This window comes from Clostridium sp., from assembly GCF_036660475.1.
Classification (GTDB): Bacteria; Bacillota; Clostridia; order Clostridiales; family Clostridiaceae; genus Clostridium_J.
Genome location: NZ_JAVXAO010000011.1, coordinates 35,669 through 53,801 on the forward strand (window position 1 = coordinate 35,669; position 18,133 = coordinate 53,801).

Sequence of the window (18,133 nt, forward strand, 5' to 3'; positions counted from 1 at the left end):
TATTGCAATTTTAAATTAAAAACAGCCCTAAAATTAGCATTTCCCTAGATGCCTCAAACCTTGTTTGCTCTAAGGCTACATGGGGCTAAGAACATAAAAACATAAAAACACAGAAATTCGGATAATTTTAAATGGCAAATATAAAATTTAGTTTATAGTTTAAGATTTAATTTGTAGGTAAAGCAAAACAGTATTGAAATTTGTTCTTTGAAAATTGAATAATAGAGTATTTGAAAAATATGTTATAATTACATTATAATAGTAATACATTGCAAATTAAGGATTATCTAAATAATAAGGAGGTTGTTGATGTGCAACTGATAATGATAGAGGGTCTACCTGGTACAGGTAAAACAACTATAGCTGAATGGTTAACAGATTATTTAAACACACAAGGAACTAATGCAATTCTACTTCTTGAAGGAAATAGAGATATCCCTTGTGATTTTTATGAAATGGCAGGAATACCCAATAATGACTTTGAAGCCTTATTTATTGACAATCCAGAGACATACAAAAAACTTAGCAACAGAGCTCTTGTTACAAAAAATTATTCTTACCTGAGGATTGATGACTGCCCTAAAAATGTTGCAGTTAAAATTAAACGATGGGATATGGGTGATGAAAATAACCAGATGGTAACTGTTTCTGATTACATTCCTTGTACATTGGAAAGGTTAGAACATTGGGTAAATAAGGTTATTTCTAACTCTGGAACTGTTATAGTTGATAGTGGATTTTTACAAAATCCTATCAATGAACTACTTTTTAGAAAAGCTACATACAAAGAAACATTGCTATATATTTCAGAGATTTTTCAACGTATTAAGGTTTTGAATCCTATTTGTATTTATCTTCAAAGGAACAATGTTGACGAAGCTATTTCTTTTGCAAAAGAAGTTAAAGGTAAAGCATGGGCAGAGCGTGTCGATAATTTACTTATTAAAAACGATTGCAAAGACTTATTTAATATTCGTTTTGATTTAGAACAAGAACTACTGCCATTGGTAGAACACATAAAATGTATGCCAAACGGACATGATTGGTTATTAGTGAAAAAGTGTATTGAAGATTATTTTATTAAACGAGTATAAACCTTAATTCGCATTTTTAATGTATTATGAAAATTAAATATAAAGTAGATACCGTATTATTCAAAAGTGAATGTGCGGTATTTTTTATTTCGCAATTCAAGGAAAATATCCATAAAAAAAGAGATAAAGCCATGAATAATCTTTACTCCGTGGGTAATGCCAATGAATCTTTGAACTTGAGCTTGCTACATTAAACAAAATAATTTTATTGCAATTTTAAATTAAAAACAGCCCTAAAATTAGCATTTCCCTAGATGCCTCAAACCTTGTTTGCTCTAAGGCTACATGGGGCTAAGAACATAAAAACATAAAAACACAGAAATTCGGATAATTTTAAATGGCAAATATAAAATTTAGTTTATAGTTTAAGATTTAATTTGTAGATAAAGCGAAATAAATATTTAGATTTGTTCTTTGAACATTGAATAGTGAGTTATTTACAATATATGTTATAATTGATTCATAATAGTAGGTTATAGCGTAACAAAGGAGAGGTGATGTTATGAATTATCCAGTACATATTGTTGCTGTTGGTGGTTTAATAGAAAACGATGAAGGGAAAATTCTAATGCTGTTAAGTCCAGACAGAGGATGGGAGATACCAGGTGGACAAGTAGAGGAAGGTGAATCTCTTACTGATGCCTTAAAACGGGAAGTACAAGAAGAAACCGGGATATATATTGAGGTTGGTAACTTGAAAGCAGTTTATTCCAATGTAGCAAAAAGGGTTCAGCCTGATGGAGTTAGTTCTATAGGGTCAATTGTAAACTTTGGATTTACTGGTAAGGCAATCTCAGGTGAATTAACAACAAGCGAAGAAAGTCTTGAAATAGCTTGGGTTGATAGAGATAAAGTATTAGATTTAATCGGTAAAGACTTTATGAGAGATAGGGTAAAGAGTATGTTAAGTTGTGAAGAAAAAATCATTTATGGTGTTTTCACTCGTGAACCTTATATTCTTCATGAAGTAAAATATATCTAAAAATTAGGTCACACTTTTCATATAACATTCAACAATTATAAAATTAGATAATTTCGTTAAATGCCGTATTATTCAAATGAATATGCGGTATTTTTGCTTCGCCATTCAATGAAAATATCCATAAAACACGTAAATCAATATAATTTTAAATGGCAAATATAAAATTCAATTTATAGTTTACCATTTAATCTCCATAAATTGGAAGTAGTTAACTGGAATTTGTTCTTTGAAAATAGAACAGTATGGTATTTGTAAAATATGTTATAATTACATCATAATAGTAGAAAAATGTGAAACAGAAATTATATATATATTTGTGGAGGTATAGGAGTGGAAAAAATCAATAAATATTTAATGCCCCTAGGAATGGTTGGAGTCCTATTTTATTTTACACATACTATTTTAGGAAGCATTTTATGGAAGGAATACAATCCAATTACAACAGATATTAGTTCACTTACCGCAGATGGAGCCCCTAATGCACATTTGCTAAAAATATTTGGTTTAATTTACGGTATTTGTATGGTTTTAATGGTAATAGGATTGATTAGAAAAGCATTTAGAAAGTACAATAGTATGGTAAGAATTGGATATGTAATTTTGATGATAATGCAATTAACTTCATTGTTTGGTTATAGTTTATTTCCTTTAACTGGGGATAAAACAGTGATGAATTTTCAAAATATGATGCATATTATTGTGACAGTTGTCATAGTGGTTACAACTATTACTTCTTCTTTTTTTATTTCATTTGGGTACTTAAAACAGGAAAAAACGAAGAGGCTCGGCAAACTTACTTTAGTTATGGCTATACTTATTACTGTGTTTGGAGTATTTAATCCTATTTCTATGAGCTTACAATTAAATATATTAGGTTTAACAGAACGATTAGTTATTTATACCATACAGACACTTATGTTTATGTTGTCCTATTATTATACTTTTTGGGAAAATAAGTGTGAAAATGTTACGGTCAATATAATTGCATAAAAGTATTACTAACGTTAAGTCATACTTTTAGTATATTACGAAAATTAAATATAAAGTACATGCCGTATTATTCTCAAACGAATATACGGTATTTTTTATTTCACCATTCAATGAAAATATCCATAAAAAAAGAGATAAAACCATAAATAATTTTTACTCCAGGGGTAACTCTACGGGATCTTTGAACTTGAGCTTGCTACATTAAACAAAATAATTTTATTGCAATTTTAAATTAAAAACAGCCCTAAAATTAGCATTTCCCTAGATGCCTCAAACCTTGTTTGCTCTAAGGCTACATGGGGCTAAGAACATAAAAACATAAAAACACAGAAATTCGGATAATTTTAAATGGCAAATATAAAATTTAGTTTATAGCTTAAGATTTAATTTGTAGGTAAAGCAACCGATGATAAAATTTGTTCTTTGAAAATTGAACAGTATAGTGTTGTAAAAATATGTTACAATCGATTAATCATAGTATTATATGGTGAGCGATAAATAGGAATTTGTCGGGGAGTACAAGCTATGTTTATTAGTGAACTAATTATTTAAATATAAAAATAAAGCTAAGAAATATTGTTACTTCATCATAACATTACTTCTTAGCTTTTTAACTTTGAAATTTAAAAGGCTAGACTTTCATCGTAATTTAGAGGTTGCGGATAAATTGCTCTAACCACTAAATTAATGTGTAAATCCATAGACTTTTTTCTCATTATCTTTTCCATGAATTAATAATCTTGCATTATTTAAATCATTAATGGCAGTTTTTAAATCACGAATAAATAATTGTACCATATCATGGCTTAAATCAGCTCTACAAACTACACGTTGAATTATTGTATTTTGTAAATCCTCTGGTAATGGATAAGCTGGCACTTGCCATCCTTTCATTAATAATCTATCTGCTAAATCATATAATGTCCATTGTACACTGTCTTCATCTTTTAATTTATAACATACTATTGGAAGGTTTTCTCCATTGTTGTATATTTCAAATAATCCTAGTTTTTCAATTTCATCTGATAAATACATTGCTACATTTTTAGTTTTCTGATGAATTTTTTTATAGCCATCAAATCCAAATCTTAAGAAGTTATAATATTGACCTATTACTTGGCTTGCTGATCTTGAGAAGTTTATAGCCATTGTTGGCATGTTACCACCTAAATAGCTTACTTCAAATATTAATTCTTTTGGAAGACAGTCTTCATCTCTCCAAAGTACCCAACCTATACCAGGATAAACTAGTCCATATTTATGGCCTGATGTATTTATTGATACTACATTTTTTAATCTAAAATCCCACTCTAGTTCTGGATTTATAAATGGTGTAAACATTCCGCCTGATGCTGCATCTACGTGTATATATACTTTATGTTCTGTTGTGCTATTATATTTTTCTACTACATCATTTAGTGCTTTAATATCATCGAATTTTCCTGTGTAGGTTATTCCTAATATTCCTACAATACCTATTGTATATTCATCTACATAATCTAAAACTTTATCTACATCTATGCTCATATGATCATTATCCATAGGCACAGTTCTCATTTCTATATCCCAATATACACAGAATTTTTCCCAACAAACTTGGAAGCCTGAAGAAATAACTAAATTAGGTTTTCTATTATTCACATCTAAGCCTAATTTTTTAGCTCTATTTCTCCATCTAAACTTCATAGCCATTCCACCAAGCATACATGCTTCAGAGGAACCTACTGTTGATGTGCCTAAGAATTTACCATCCTTTGGAGCATTCCATAAATTTGCGATCATGTTAACACATCTGTTTTCCATCTCTGTAGTTTGAGGATATTCTGATTTATCTATAGCGTTTTTTTCTAAAGTTTCGGACATAATCTTAACAGCTTCGTCCTCCATGTAAGTTTGACAGAAAGTCGCAAGGTTAAGTCTTGCATTTCCCTCATCCATAAGCTCGTCCTTTATCATTCTATAAGCTAGATTTGGAGCAATAGAATCCATCCCTAATTTGTATTTTGGAATCTCTGAGTTAGATTCGATTGATCCAAAAATTGGTGTTGAATTATTCTCTCTGTTTGTTTCATTTGTTTTACTAAATAGCATTTTAAAAGCCTCCTAAAATTTATTATAAATATTTGTATTTTAGAAAAAATTTATATTACTATAAATGAAAAGCATTGGCTTTTTTATGGCTGAATACGTCCTTTTTTCTTTGCCATATAATATATAGCAAATGGTATAATAATTGTTACTACAAAAGCAACACTTAATATCATTAAATAACTAGTTATACTTTTACCTGCTAATTCTGCAGGTGGTACAAAGGAAATTGCTAGTGCAAAGATTGATGTTGCTAATCCTGCTACTGCAACAATAGTTTTAACTACTCTTCCTCCTGGAATTTCATATGAACGTTTTAATGATTTTTTCTTATATATTAATACGAAGTAACTAATGAAGAATAATAAATATCCTACTAGGTAAATTACAACGGTTAAAGACATTGCTGTTAAGAAGGATACATTGCTTCCTCCACCACTGAAAGTTAAAACTGCTGCCCAAATTGTAACTACTATTCCTTGTACTAATATTAAATTAATTGGAACATCATGTTTATTTGTTTTAGTTAATGCTTTAGGTAATATTCCTTTTTTAGCTGCTGCATACATTCCTTTTGAAGGTCCAACTACCCATGCACTTACTTCTCCCATAACACCAAGTGCTAACAATAATGCAATTCCTTTTACAAGTAATTTTCCTGCTGGATAAAAATGAAGTATTAATGCTTCAAAGGTTTGTACAACACCAGCGCTTAAACTAATTTGATCTTGTGGTATAACGGCTGCTACTGTTAATCCACCAATTGTATTTAAGGTTATAGCTAAAACTACTAAAATAATCATAGCTAATGGATAATTACGTTTTGCATTATCTAATTCATTTACATGTGATGCAGAAGATTCTACACCCATATAAGCCAATATAAATGATACAAAGACTACTAAAGTATTTGCCTTAGAAAAATCAGGCATTAAATACTCGGCTCCTATTTTTACATTTACAGGATTTCCTTGTACCAAATAACCAATAGCTAGTCCAAATAATATGATTGCGGGCAATACGATACCAAATATAAATCCTGTTTTTGCAATTTTAACGGTATGTTTTGTTCCGCCTAATTGAGTTAAGGTTAAAATCCAAAATATTGCTAATACTCCTATAAATTTAACTGTTGGCACTGAATTCAATGCTGGAAAATTAAATATGTAAGATAAGCAACCTAAAATGAAATAAATCATTGTAACGAATCCAACTGTTATTTGGAACCATTGAAAAAATATAGCTGCAAATCCGAATTTCTCTCCTAAAGTATTACCTACCCATGAGAATATTCCACCTTCTTGCCATCCATCTACAGTGGCCATTTCTGCTGCACATAAAGCAACAGGTAAAAACCACAAGAAACCACCAAGTAATAAGAAAAATACTAAGTGTAATCCAGATGTTGCAAAGGTTGGATACGCATAAATTGTCATAACCATCGATGCAGTCATTGCGAAAAATGCAAATAAACTAAGTTTACCTTTACTACTTGCTTTTTCATCACTCATTTTAATCATCTCCTAAATATATTAAGTTTTTAGTTTGGAAAAGGAGTTACCCCCTCCATGAAAGCTATTATACCCTTCTGAAAGGTTATTGCAAATTCACTGTCAACATTGTAAAAAAATACCTTCTTATTTTTTTCAATATTTTAATAAAATTTATTCATATATTTCAACATTTTATCAATAATACTTGAAATTTTCTAAACTTCTTCTAAAATTCGACATAAATTCCACATATATTTCTCATAAATCCTCTTCAATTCTTTACAAAATTTTAAAATATTTTAAAATCCTTTAAAACCTTCAAAGGGTTTTCTCAACACCGTATACTCTTTTGAACAAATAAATAGGTCACAATAACTTAAATCATTGTGACAAATCTTTGACTTCCTTAAGAATAGTACCTGGAAAAGGAAGAATAAAAAAATATAATATCTGATAAAATTAGTCGTTACCTTAACCCTTTCTACATATACATCAAAAGAGAACCGACATCTCTGACGATTCTCTCTTATCTCATTTTACTCTTACAGCTTATAACTGTAAGAACTTACACACCAGTGATCATATCGAAATACCTTTGAACTTAAGTCTGTTATCTAAAATTTTTTAATATTATAGCTATCAACTACTAAAGCTCTTCAACCTACTCCTCCATTGCTGATAATATATTATATGAAGTTAAAATTGTACTGCAATTTAATTTATGTTTTAACATTTAATCTGTAGGTATTGTGAAACAGTATTGAAATTTGTTCTTTGAAAATTCAACAGTAGGGTATTTGAAAAATATGTTATAATATGGATAAAACAAATTGATTTGGAGGTAGTTGTAGAATATGACGAATTAGAAGACCTTTATATTTGAGGAGGATACAATGAGAACAGAACAAGAAATGCTTAATTTAATATTGAATGTAGCAAAAAATGATAAAAGAATTCGTGCAGTTTATATGAATGGCTCAAGAACAAATCCCAATGCTATAAAAGATATTTTTCAGGATTATGATATTGTATACATTGTTGAAGAAACAAAATCATTTCGTGAACAGAAAGAATGGATAGATCAATTTGGTGAACGATTATATATGCAATATCCTGAAGAGAATTCTTACTATAAAAATGATGTTGATAATTGTTATGCATGGCTTATTCAATTTACTGATGGAAATCGTCTTGACTTAACTGTAAGCACATTACCATATGTGCTAAAAGAAATTGAAGGTGACAGACTTTGCAGAATATTACTTGATAAAGAAAAGTGTTTGCCCAACATCCCTGAAGCAACAGATATGGATTATTGGGTGAAGAAGCCAACAGAACATAATTTTTTTGATACATGTAATGATTTTTGGTGGTGTCTTAATAATGTAGCAAAGGGATTATGGCGTGAAGAAATACCATATGTAATGGATATGATAAATTATGTTGTCCGCCCACAGCTGATTCGTTTAATGGAGTGGAAAGTAGGATTTGATACAGGTTTTACAGTTAGTGTTGGAAAATCAGGGAAATATATGTATAGATGGTTAGAAAGCCATATGTGGAATACATTCTTGAAGACATACCCTGATGGAGAAGTAAAATGCATTTGGAAATCAGTTTTTACTATGTGTGATTTATTTAATGATATAGCCAAAGATATAGCATGTAAAATGAATATTAAATATAACGAAATTCAAGCAAATAATAGTTTAAAGTTTTTAAAAGATGTACATTTATTACCAAATGATGCGAAAAAAATATATTAAGGATGTTGAAAACAATTAGTTCACAATTTTCATATAACAGTCAACAATTATAAAATTAGGTAATTTCGTTAAATGCCGTATTATTCAGAATGAATATGCGGTATTTTTTATTTCACCACTCAAAAAAAATATCCATATGAGGTTCTTCCATGTAAATATATGCAAATATACTTATTTTTACATCAGACTTATACACTAGTTGAAATTCATTAAAATTATACCATTTTATTCCATGATGTATTTTCCAGTCCAAATATTTACATTTATTTTCTTTTTTTATATTATTTATCTTTTTTTACATTTTGTTATATTTAATACTGTTTTTTCAATAAATTATACCAAAATATGTCACCATTCAACATAACCTTTATTATGTTGAATGGTATTTCGTGCTTCTAAATACATATTTTTACTTCAACTATTTTATAGTTTTTATTAAAAATTATTCTATTATTTTAATAAATTACTATTTTTATATTTTATTTACACTTTAAGCTTATTATTGCTATTTTATTTATTAACTGTATTATTTATACAATTTTTAGTTTGTAGCCTGAAAAGATAGTTATAAATGTGTTAATTTGTAAATTTACATTTTTTACAATATCAATATATCTTTAGATAATTGTTACTAAAATATGTAATTATACATTAAACAACTATTAAACTTCAAAACAAGAATATAATATGGGTTTATGTAAGTATTAATACATAGTAAAACCTAGGTATCATTTTGACACCTAGGTTTTATTATGAATAGTATAGTTTTCTTATTATACTATTCATATATCATATTTTACTATCAATCTCTACTATTCTTCACCACTGACAGCTTTAGCTAATTCACCTAATTTATATTCATCATCTTCATCTGATACATTTTCTACTTCACTTTCTTTATCACAATCAAATAAATTCAAGTAAAACTTTGATGGCACTGTACTTAGTATTGCAAGTAAACTTCCACTACTCAATATAAAAGGAGCAATCATCATAGAAGTTACAAGAATACATTCTAAAATTACTTTTCCAAATAGTCAGCTTTAGTTTCATGAAAATAATACATATAATACTATTTGCCATTAATTATACTAATACACTTATTAAGAATAGTATCATACTCCGTATTTTCTATATCTGTAATACCATTTTCTAGAGCTCTTTTAGAATCTTCTATTCCTTGCTCTACATAATAATCAGGAGCAGTATGTTCCTTCTCATTAATATTCCCTTTATCATCTACACCTAAAGCAAGTGACATTTTAAAACTTAACTTACTATTTGGCAACATGTTAATGTGTGGAGTAACTGTTATTCCATCTCCTCCAGTATTTGTACCAATAATTGTAGCTAAATTTAATCTCTTTACATGATTTGCAAAAAACTCTGAATAAGAATAAACCTCATAATCTACTAATAAAAATACCTTCCCATCAAAATTATTCTCCTTGCTAAAGCTATATTCTACACTATTTTCTACAGCTATATATTTACCATTCATATTATCTCCTGGTAAGCTTGCTGAAGTGGAAATTTTACTTTTTGTAGATTTAAATGCTTTTTCAATAAAGGTTTCCGTGTATTCACTTTGCCTAAAATATAAATAATCAGTTACCGTTAATGGTTGTTTTGAAATATGTGATATGATCGTATCTGGAATAGAGCCACCGCCACCACTACCACCACCACCATTTCCACGGATATCTATTATTAAGTTCTTATAACCATTAATATTGATAAAAAAGTTCTTAATCTTTTCAATACCATTGTTTTCATCATTCATGGAATTAATTTTTAAATAGGCTATATTGTCTTTCTCTATTATTCTTGTAGATATATTATCTTCTTTGCTTTCTTTCAACTTATTATATGTATCTAAGTTGAACTTTTCCATATGAACCTTGGATAATTTTTCAGTATTGTCCTTAGACAATATAGTTACTGGTATAGATTTAACTTTTTTTAAGTTTGGAAAAACAAACAATTTATTAGTAAATAGTTTTTCTTTTTCAAAATCATAATATAAAGTATATATATCAATATTTTCATTTAAATACTCTTCAACAGATTTACCTTTAACTTGAAGAATCTCATCACCTAGATTAATATCTTCATTAAGTGACTTTGTTACAATATATTTTCCATCTACATAAGAACACGTAATATCGGGAATATAATACATATTAACGAACACATCATCCCAATTTTGGGAGCTTGCTGAAGTACTTTCATCGATAGTATTTGAATATGAACTAATAAAAGGATATTCAGTGCCAACACTATTAAAGTTTGTGCCAAGTATGTAATCGTTCACTTCTTTCATATTAGCTATTCTAGTATGACTATTTTGCAATAATTTTATTGTTTTATAAACATTCAAATAAAATTCACTCTCATTTTTTGAGTTACTTATTCTTTTTATAAGCTCTTCTTTATGTTCTAGAAAATCATACCCCGTTAAGCTTTCTTTTATCTCTAAAAAAGGATAATTCTCCTCAATAAAATTGATCAAAAATTTTGCATCTTCATTTTTTTCACTAAAAGTTAATTGTTTATCCTTGTGTAGAAATTTACCTGAAACAAAAACACATAACAATATAAAAATAAGAATAATAAAAGTAACTAATATACTTCTTTTTTTCATTTACCCCACCCTCTAACAAATTAGTACCTATTCACTCAAGTTTTGTATTTTCAAAGCTTATACAACTAGGCACTTGTTTTATTTAAACAAGAATCTTTTTATAGTTTTATATATTAGTATTATTGAAATTACACTTAATATAGCTGCCAATATAGCTAAAGGATTTATCTCCAAGTTAATTCCTCCTTTTATCAAATTTGCATTACTTATATTCAATATTCAACATCAACCTTTTTTTCACCCTACTTCTTATATGTGTGACCCCAAATAGGTATTGTCGTTAAATTACTATAAATTTTACACCCCAGGGGAACTTACAAAAGAGCAAAGTGAATGAGTTTTCTAAAAAATATAAAGTATAAATACTGTTTTTGAGTAATTTAAAGAAATTATATTATAATCTGCTCATCAGCTTCATCTAATACATTTTCTACTTCACTTTCTTTATCACAATCAAATAAAGATTTCCTGAATAATAGTACCGTACTAACTATTATTAGTGATGATATTAATATACATACTGAAGCATCAAATTTATCATACATATATCCAAAAACTAATTGACCAAATGGTATTGCAGCCATGCATACGGCTCCCATTACTGATATAACCCGCCCCATTAAATTTAAAGGAACCTCTTCTTGAACTATTGTATTTACAATAATATTACCAACAGTTGTAATAATCCCAATGAAGAATGTTATAGCTATTATACTAATATATGGAGCTAAATTACTCTCAAATAAATTCAAGTAAAACTTTGATGGCACTATACTTAGGATTGCCAGTAAACTTCCACTACCCAATATAATATAAAAATACATCTTTCCTTTTTTAAACTTCTTATATATAGCACTAGATATGAATGGGGATATTAACATTGATATTACAAGTATAGACTCCATCAATCCATATTGAAAATCTGTAACCATCAATATTTGTTTAGAAATATAGGTTAGTCCAATAGTAAATACCGGATTATATGCGAAGTTAAGTACTAAGCATAGTAATATAATATTTAAAATTAACTTCTTACTTCTAATAAAATTAATTCCATACTTGAAATCACTTACAAAGTTTTTGAAGGTAACCTGGGTCTTAACTTTTAATTTAGGTACTCTTATGAATGCCTCACTTATACCGGATAATATAAAACTAATACTATTTATAATAAGTATCACATAAAGACCATAAGCCCCCATTAAAATTCCTGCTATTGCCGGAGATAGCAAATTACCTAAATCCATAATAAACGAATTTAAGCTATTACCATCCACTAACTCGTCCTTCTTTAGAATAGATGGTAAAATACTACTAGTTACTGGTTGAAAGATAACACCAATCAAAGAGAGCATAATTGAAAGAAAGTAGATATGTGCTATGTTTAAACCACCATTACTCCTATATATTAATACGAATATTCCAACTATTACTCCGCTTAATATATCAAGTCCAACCATCATCTTCTTCTTATCAAACCAATCTGCAAAAACTCCACCTATTGGCCCTATGATTAATCTTGGAATTATTGTTATGGCTAAAACAGATGCAAACTTAGTAGCTGACCCCGTAATACTTAAAACATATAAGGAAAGTGCAAAACTTTGCATTTGACTACCTACAGATGAAACTAACTTTCCCAAAATCAATAATGAAAAATCCTTTTGTTTTAATAATTTAAAATTTATGATTTACCATCCCCTTAATTTTTTTATTTAATAATAGATTAAAATAGTAATTTATTTTAATGGATAAATCACTTCCCAATTGCTTTCTTCTAATCCTTTGCAATAGTAGTAATTATGTTCTGCACCTACTGTACAGAGAACTCTTTTACCTTCATTCCCCTCTAAAGCCTGCTTTATTCTTTCAACCATAATTTCATTCCTACATACCCAATACAGGTTCTCAACCTTTGGGTTAACACGTTGTAGAAACTCATGTTTTTTCTCTACAATATTATTAAAATCTAAAGAATTAAATGGCACTTCACTTTCTTTAGCAACTTTCCAAAAGTTCTCAATTAGGGTTTCAATTTCTTTTTCTAAAATCTTAATTTCACTATCTGATTTCCCCTTAAAACAATCTTGATTCATCAAATCATTTTCAAACCAATCCACAGGTACAAATTTAATACCTTTCTTCTCACATAAAGGTATTATTAATCTTCTATATTCATTTGGTCCAAGATATCCTTCATACTCATTATTATCACAATATTTTTCCCAATCCTCCGGTCTCACTTCTCCACAAATAATATCCGGGTTAAACGCTTCTATAAGTCCTTTTATTTTATCTAGAGAATAATTAGATTCCTCTCTCATTTTTTCATCATGAACTGTACCTAAAATACCTATAACTGACATGATTAAATCCCCCTTAAAATTTTTAATTTTATCCCTATATTAACCTTTACATTTGTATAAACCAGCTTTTCTTTGTAAAATTATTTTAATAATGTATTTTAATGTAATGTTGTTAATATACCATATTATGTTTTGTAAGTAAAATTTTTTTACTTGCGAAATTTTTAATGGAACCTTATGATTTAAAATAGATTATTAACATATCCACTTATATAGCTTTTCCCCTATTTATCTGCTTAGTACGACTAAAAGATTAAAAGAAATGAGTCCATACTTAACTTTAGTATAGACTCACAGGAAGTTGGATCAATCTTTTTATTTCATACTGACAGTTTTCTTCAATTACTTCTTAAGTTATGATAATTGAAATTATATGGTCTTATTTATAAGTTCATTGAAATACTTACATAATATCTTCGCCAGTATAAGGCCTAAAACTAAAATTTGAACCACCAATATAAGATACATTATTTCAAGTGGTAAAATCAAACTCTCAGCACCAAATGCACTCTTAAAAATATTTATTATATACGTAAATGGTGATAATAGCGCTATACCTTTAAACTCCCAGTTTAATAACCCGTAAGGCATATAACATGCAGATAATATTAATATACTACTCATCATTATAGAACTGTAGGCAAACCTCTTTGTTTTAAGAGTAAGTACTGCTAGCATGCCACTTATAACAGCTGATATGACCACTATTATTCCTGTAAATAGCATTGTACTTATTATGCTATTTAATGAAACTTTTACATGAATAATTCCATATATATTCATCACAACCAAAACCATAATATACTGACTTAGATAAATGAAAAAATAAAAAATCGTTTGTGCAAAAATATACTCAGTTATTTTAATATTAGCAAGGCTGAGATTTATCATTTTCCCACTAATAATCTCTTGGTAGAGTTCATAGTTTGTTGCAATAACCGTATTGCTTATTATTCCTGCAATAATTAAAGTTAATAACGTAAATCTTATACTTTCTTCCCCCTGCGATTGTGATAGAGCGAAGTAATAGAATGGAATCACACTTAGGTAAATCCTTAATGTGTTTACCAATAATTCTTTCCAGTTTCTTTTATAAAAAAAGATATTTTTCAATATAATACTACCCATAGAATCCTCCCGATAAAATATACTTCTTTATACTTTTTTCTGTGTTCCATACTGCAAATGACATCATAATTGAAAAAATCAAAATTGCTATTTTTATATGGGCTGTATTTCCTTCAGCAAAGCTGATAACATGGGTTATTGGTATAATCTTCGAAACTTCTCCTAAAATCCTTGGAAGTATACTTATAGGATATAATACACCACTTATTATATAGATAATATCCATTCCAAAGTTGAATCTATTGAAATAGTTTTGGGTTTTTAAGTGAACAGCAAGCATGATGTTGCTTACAATTACATTATTGATAAAAACAAAGAAAGCACAAATAATTGCAAATAGAAAATCAATATTCAAATGAAATATTAAATCATAAAGATACAGTGTTATAATCAGTGATGGAATATATAAAATATTTACTGCAACTGTCTGATAGAAACTATATCTATGTAAGCTAATTCGAGACAGTAATACATCCTGAATTTTTTCACTTCCGAAAAATTCCATCCTAGTTGAGATTATCTCGAATATAGTAAAATAAAAACATGACCATAAGCAAATCTTCAGAATTGTGGTTTTATCTATATTTGTGGCTATTGTACTGCTTAATAATATTACTGGAAGAACTGCATTTATAGGAGATATTAAAAATAATTTAACTATATTCCACTTATTTCTAATAAGACTTTTTAACATTAAGTATATAAGCATTTAGCATTCCTCCAATCTATCCTTATACAATTCATAGAAAAATACATCTTCTAATTGTAAAGGTCTTTCATTGAAAGAACTTATTTGGAGCCTTGAGATTAAGGTCTCTTTACTTGCTATCTTTTCCATTATTAAAGCAATGCTACTATCATTCTGTCCCCAAATAATGTATTTTCTTATACCATAGTCTCTAAGCTTTTTATCCATTTCTTGGGCTTCATCTTTAGATATCCTAAGCTCTATAACATCCTTATGAAATCCCTTAAAAATATCTTCCATATTATCATCTTTTATTATCTGCCCATTGTTCAGGAGCACAACTCTGGTGCAGAGTCTTTGAACCTCATTCATAACATGGGAGCTGATTAAAATAGTTATATTCATTTCTTTAGAGAGTGTATGCAACAGATTGTGAACTTCTGATTTGGATACAGGATCCAACCCACTTGTAGGTTCGTCCAGTATTAAAAATTGAACTTCCAACAAAATAATTCTTATTATGTTAAGCTTTTGCTTCATTCCGGTGGATAAACTCTTAACTAAGGAATTTTCTCGGCCTTCCAGATTAACTTTTTTTAGTAGTTTCACAATTTCATCTTCATCTTTTTTTATTTTGTGCATTTTTAAAAAAAATTGAATATTTTCCATAACAGTTAATCCATCATACATCTGGTTTGAATTCAAAACCAAGCCAATCTTCGGAATTTTCCTTTTCCCTTTATAAATATCCTCTTCTAAGATTTTAACATCTTCATATTCTGTTGGTTTTAAAAGTCCACTTAAGGTTTTTATCAGTGTTGTCTTACCCGCTCCATTCGGTCCTATAAGTCCAACTATCTCACCCTTCTCGATTTTTAAATCAATATTTTTCAAACTGAAAAATTCATTTTTATCATATTTTTTACTACAGTTACTTATCTGGACAACACTCATTGTATAGCACCTCCTACTGGATCAAAATAATCATTGTTGTTGCTCAAAATATCTTCGATTAATTTCTTGCTATCATCATTATAATTATCAAACAAATTACCTAACGTATTATACTTAATTTTAATGCTAGTATAATACACTCTTTCAATAGCATCAAACCAAATTGGAAATTTAAACATATCTGCATCCAATAATTGTAGAAAATTATTTCTGGAGAGCATATTAGTTTGAATATTTATTTTATACTCTAATAATTCTATAAGTTTCTGTACATTTCTGTTGAATATTAAAATATCATCTTGTTCTAGTTGTAATTTTGAATCTTTACTATATACCCACAGTATTGTAACTTTTTCCAAGATATCTTTAAGCTTATATTCTTCTATAATTTGAAATATCTCTGAATGAAATAAATTCAAATTGTATTTAGTTACAACTACATTTAAGTCTATACAGCTCTTATTATTCTTAAGTTCAATTAAATTTTTTTTAACGATATTAAAGTCTTGAATACCTCTATGAATTCGCATTGTATTTTGCAGTCCATCTATACTTAGAATAAATTTATCAACTAATTTAATAAGTTCTTTAGGTATTTCAACTGTACAATTAGTTGTAATTTTAGTTGTAAATCCAATTTTTTTCACAGCTCTTAATGTTTTTAAAAGCCCCGGCCATAATAAGGGTTCTCCTCCTGTAAAATGAATGGAGTTTATTCCTTTTTCTTTAAATTCATCAAGTTTTTCTAATATTTGTTCTGGATCTGTTTTTTCAATATTAATCTTACTCTCTTCTCTATAACAATATTTACAATTTAGATTACAAACATTACTTACATAAATGTTAAGATTATTCTGATATGACATTTATAATACCTCCAAATGGGAAAAAAGAAAATGGCCAGTTTGTTAGATATTCGCATCTTATATATTTACAATTTTCAATGAATTTGTTATGAGCCGGAGATTTATTATATTTTTCGAGATTTACAGCTAATGATTCGTCTAAAATATTCCCAATTGTTAATTCCTTATTTTTAATTCCATACGGGATAATTTCCCCACTTTCATCAATATAAAGTTCTCCTGGGTGCTTATTTTTTACTGTGTGGCATTTTTCCCCAGCGCATAGATATATATTACACGGATGCTCAATGCAAACTTGTGTTGGCATCATGCTTGATTCATAATATACTTTTATACTTTTAGGAATTCTCTCTAATACGTCATTAAACTGTTTCATATTAATTAAAGTTTCCTTAGTAAAAAAGGTTTTAATAATGATATATTCATACACTTCTAAAATTTCTTCATTTTTCTTAAAAAAATCCAACATATCTTCTATTGACTTATTTTTTTTGAAATCTAATTTGTAAATAAATAACTCATTTTTACGTGGTTGATCCTTTAATTGCTCACTCATATAAAATATTTCTTTATTTTCTTGTTCACTTAACATCTTATCTTGATAAACATAAAGTTCAATTTCACTGCTATATTTCAGAAGATATTCATTCATTTGTTTCATTTGTTTCTCTGATTCAATATGAATAATACACTTGTTAAAACCCATTTTAATACAATCATTTATTAATTTTACAAAATCAATTTTATCTATTATACTGCTTTCAATCTCTATCGTTGCTTCTTCAAAATTATTATATAACATCTACACACCTCATTTTCTATTAATTTACAATATTACAGTTTGGGTCTTTTCTTCTAATGTCTCTATACTTTTCATAAGCAAGACCTGTACAACCTGTACAACACTTTTTATGCTTACAATCGCTACACTCTTTCTTCTCACTTCTATTAAGACTTACCAATTCCAAAAATTTTTTATTATTCCATATCTCATCATCCGTATCTACTAATATATTACCCATTTTAAACTCAGGAAATCTAAGATAATCGCAAGGATATACGTCTCCAATTGTA

At 28.3% G+C, this 18,133-nt stretch carries 16 protein-coding genes; 4 read left to right on the forward strand and 12 right to left on the reverse strand.

Annotated features, from left to right (window positions below; all coding sequences use genetic code 11):
- Window positions 1-311: 311 nt before the first annotated feature.
- From RSA29_RS14375 to RSA29_RS14385, 3 genes are all read left to right on the forward strand, one after another.
- Entirely contained in the window at window positions 312-1,094 is a 783-nt protein-coding gene (locus RSA29_RS14375; RefSeq protein ID WP_346944483.1) for a hypothetical protein, read from the forward strand.
- 502 nt (window positions 1,095-1,596) lie between these two features.
- On the forward strand, window positions 1,597-2,076 hold the full coding sequence (locus tag RSA29_RS14380; RefSeq protein ID WP_346944484.1) for an NUDIX hydrolase: 480 nt from the start codon (window positions 1,597-1,599) through the stop codon (window positions 2,074-2,076).
- A 330-nt stretch (window positions 2,077-2,406) separates the two neighbouring features.
- Window positions 2,407-3,066 carry a DUF998 domain-containing protein gene (locus RSA29_RS14385; protein ID WP_346944485.1) on the forward strand — a complete coding sequence of 220 codons (660 nt, stop codon included), beginning with the start codon at window positions 2,407-2,409 and terminating at the stop codon, window positions 3,064-3,066.
- A gap of 684 nt (window positions 3,067-3,750) precedes the next feature.
- On the opposite strand, the gene RSA29_RS14390 is transcribed toward RSA29_RS14385, so the two are convergent.
- Both RSA29_RS14390 and gadC read right to left on the reverse strand, forming a co-directional pair.
- On the reverse strand, window positions 3,751-5,157 hold the full coding sequence (locus RSA29_RS14390; RefSeq protein WP_346944486.1) for a glutamate decarboxylase: 1,407 nt from the start codon (window positions 5,155-5,157) through the stop codon (window positions 3,751-3,753).
- 83 nt (window positions 5,158-5,240) lie between these two features.
- Window positions 5,241-6,665 (reverse strand): glutamate:gamma-aminobutyrate antiporter, encoded by a 1,425-nt coding sequence (gadC, locus tag RSA29_RS14395; protein ID WP_346944487.1) that lies wholly within the window; start codon window positions 6,663-6,665, stop codon window positions 5,241-5,243.
- Between the two features lie 875 nt (window positions 6,666-7,540).
- Between gadC and RSA29_RS14400 the strand changes: the two genes are divergently transcribed.
- On the forward strand, window positions 7,541-8,413 hold the full coding sequence (locus RSA29_RS14400) for an aminoglycoside 6-adenylyltransferase (RefSeq protein ID WP_346944488.1): 873 nt from the start codon (window positions 7,541-7,543) through the stop codon (window positions 8,411-8,413).
- 812 nt (window positions 8,414-9,225) lie between these two features.
- Here the strand turns inward: RSA29_RS14400 and RSA29_RS14405 are convergent.
- The 10 genes from RSA29_RS14405 to RSA29_RS14450 all read right to left on the reverse strand — a co-directional run bounded on the left by RSA29_RS14405 (window position 9,226) and on the right by RSA29_RS14450 (window position 18,129).
- Complete coding sequence (locus RSA29_RS14405; RefSeq protein ID WP_346944489.1) at window positions 9,226-9,408, reverse strand: hypothetical protein; 183 nt, start codon at window positions 9,406-9,408, stop codon at window positions 9,226-9,228.
- A gap of 77 nt (window positions 9,409-9,485) precedes the next feature.
- Complete coding sequence (locus RSA29_RS14410; RefSeq protein WP_346944490.1) at window positions 9,486-11,057, reverse strand: S41 family peptidase; 1,572 nt, start codon at window positions 11,055-11,057, stop codon at window positions 9,486-9,488.
- 389 nt (window positions 11,058-11,446) lie between these two features.
- Window positions 11,447-12,748, reverse strand: a complete 1,302-nt coding sequence (locus tag RSA29_RS14415; protein WP_346944594.1) for an MFS transporter — start codon at window positions 12,746-12,748, stop codon at window positions 11,447-11,449.
- A gap of 48 nt (window positions 12,749-12,796) precedes the next feature.
- Window positions 12,797-13,423, reverse strand: a complete 627-nt coding sequence (locus RSA29_RS14420) for a hypothetical protein (protein ID WP_346944491.1) — start codon at window positions 13,421-13,423, stop codon at window positions 12,797-12,799.
- A gap of 369 nt (window positions 13,424-13,792) precedes the next feature.
- Complete coding sequence (locus tag RSA29_RS14425; RefSeq protein WP_346944492.1) at window positions 13,793-14,551, reverse strand: ABC transporter permease; 759 nt, start codon at window positions 14,549-14,551, stop codon at window positions 13,793-13,795.
- Window positions 14,544-15,260 (reverse strand): hypothetical protein, encoded by a 717-nt coding sequence (locus RSA29_RS14430; protein WP_346944493.1) that lies wholly within the window; start codon window positions 15,258-15,260, stop codon window positions 14,544-14,546. Before RSA29_RS14430 ends, RSA29_RS14425 begins: the two co-directional genes overlap by 8 nt.
- Window positions 15,261-16,193, reverse strand: coding sequence for an ABC transporter ATP-binding protein (locus RSA29_RS14435; RefSeq protein ID WP_346944494.1), 933 nt, complete (start codon window positions 16,191-16,193; stop codon window positions 15,261-15,263).
- Window positions 16,190-17,059 (reverse strand): radical SAM protein, encoded by an 870-nt coding sequence (locus tag RSA29_RS14440; protein WP_346944495.1) that lies wholly within the window; start codon window positions 17,057-17,059, stop codon window positions 16,190-16,192. The genes RSA29_RS14435 and RSA29_RS14440 overlap by 4 nt, the downstream gene beginning before the upstream one ends.
- Window positions 17,043-17,861, reverse strand: a complete 819-nt coding sequence (locus RSA29_RS14445) for a hypothetical protein (protein WP_346944496.1) — start codon at window positions 17,859-17,861, stop codon at window positions 17,043-17,045. Before RSA29_RS14445 ends, RSA29_RS14440 begins: the two co-directional genes overlap by 17 nt.
- Before the next feature lie 19 nt (window positions 17,862-17,880).
- Entirely contained in the window at window positions 17,881-18,129 is a 249-nt protein-coding gene (locus RSA29_RS14450) for an SPASM domain-containing protein (RefSeq protein WP_346944595.1), read from the reverse strand.
- Window positions 18,130-18,133 lie beyond the last annotated feature (4 nt).

Coding starts and splice junctions, on each gene's coding strand:
- RSA29_RS14425 (WP_346944492.1), bottom strand. CDS start 14,551: ATGGGTAGTATTATATTGAAAAATATCTTTTTTTATAAAAGAAACTGG.
- RSA29_RS14445 (WP_346944496.1), bottom strand. CDS start 17,861: ATGTTATATAATAATTTTGAAGAAGCAACGATAGAGATTGAAAGCAGT.
- RSA29_RS14380 (WP_346944484.1), top strand. CDS start 1,597: ATGAATTATCCAGTACATATTGTTGCTGTTGGTGGTTTAATAGAAAAC.
- RSA29_RS14400 (WP_346944488.1), top strand. CDS start 7,541: ATGAGAACAGAACAAGAAATGCTTAATTTAATATTGAATGTAGCAAAA.
- RSA29_RS14420 (WP_346944491.1), bottom strand. CDS start 13,423: ATGTCAGTTATAGGTATTTTAGGTACAGTTCATGATGAAAAAATGAGA.
- RSA29_RS14405 (WP_346944489.1), bottom strand. CDS start 9,408: ATGATGATTGCTCCTTTTATATTGAGTAGTGGAAGTTTACTTGCAATA.
- RSA29_RS14410 (WP_346944490.1), bottom strand. CDS start 11,057: ATGAAAAAAAGAAGTATATTAGTTACTTTTATTATTCTTATTTTTATA.
- RSA29_RS14430 (WP_346944493.1), bottom strand. CDS start 15,260: ATGCTTATATACTTAATGTTAAAAAGTCTTATTAGAAATAAGTGGAAT.
- RSA29_RS14435 (WP_346944494.1), bottom strand. CDS start 16,193: ATGAGTGTTGTCCAGATAAGTAACTGTAGTAAAAAATATGATAAAAAT.
- RSA29_RS14440 (WP_346944495.1), bottom strand. CDS start 17,059: ATGTCATATCAGAATAATCTTAACATTTATGTAAGTAATGTTTGTAAT.
- RSA29_RS14390 (WP_346944486.1), bottom strand. CDS start 5,157: ATGCTATTTAGTAAAACAAATGAAACAAACAGAGAGAATAATTCAACA.
- gadC (WP_346944487.1), bottom strand. CDS start 6,665: ATGAGTGATGAAAAAGCAAGTAGTAAAGGTAAACTTAGTTTATTTGCA.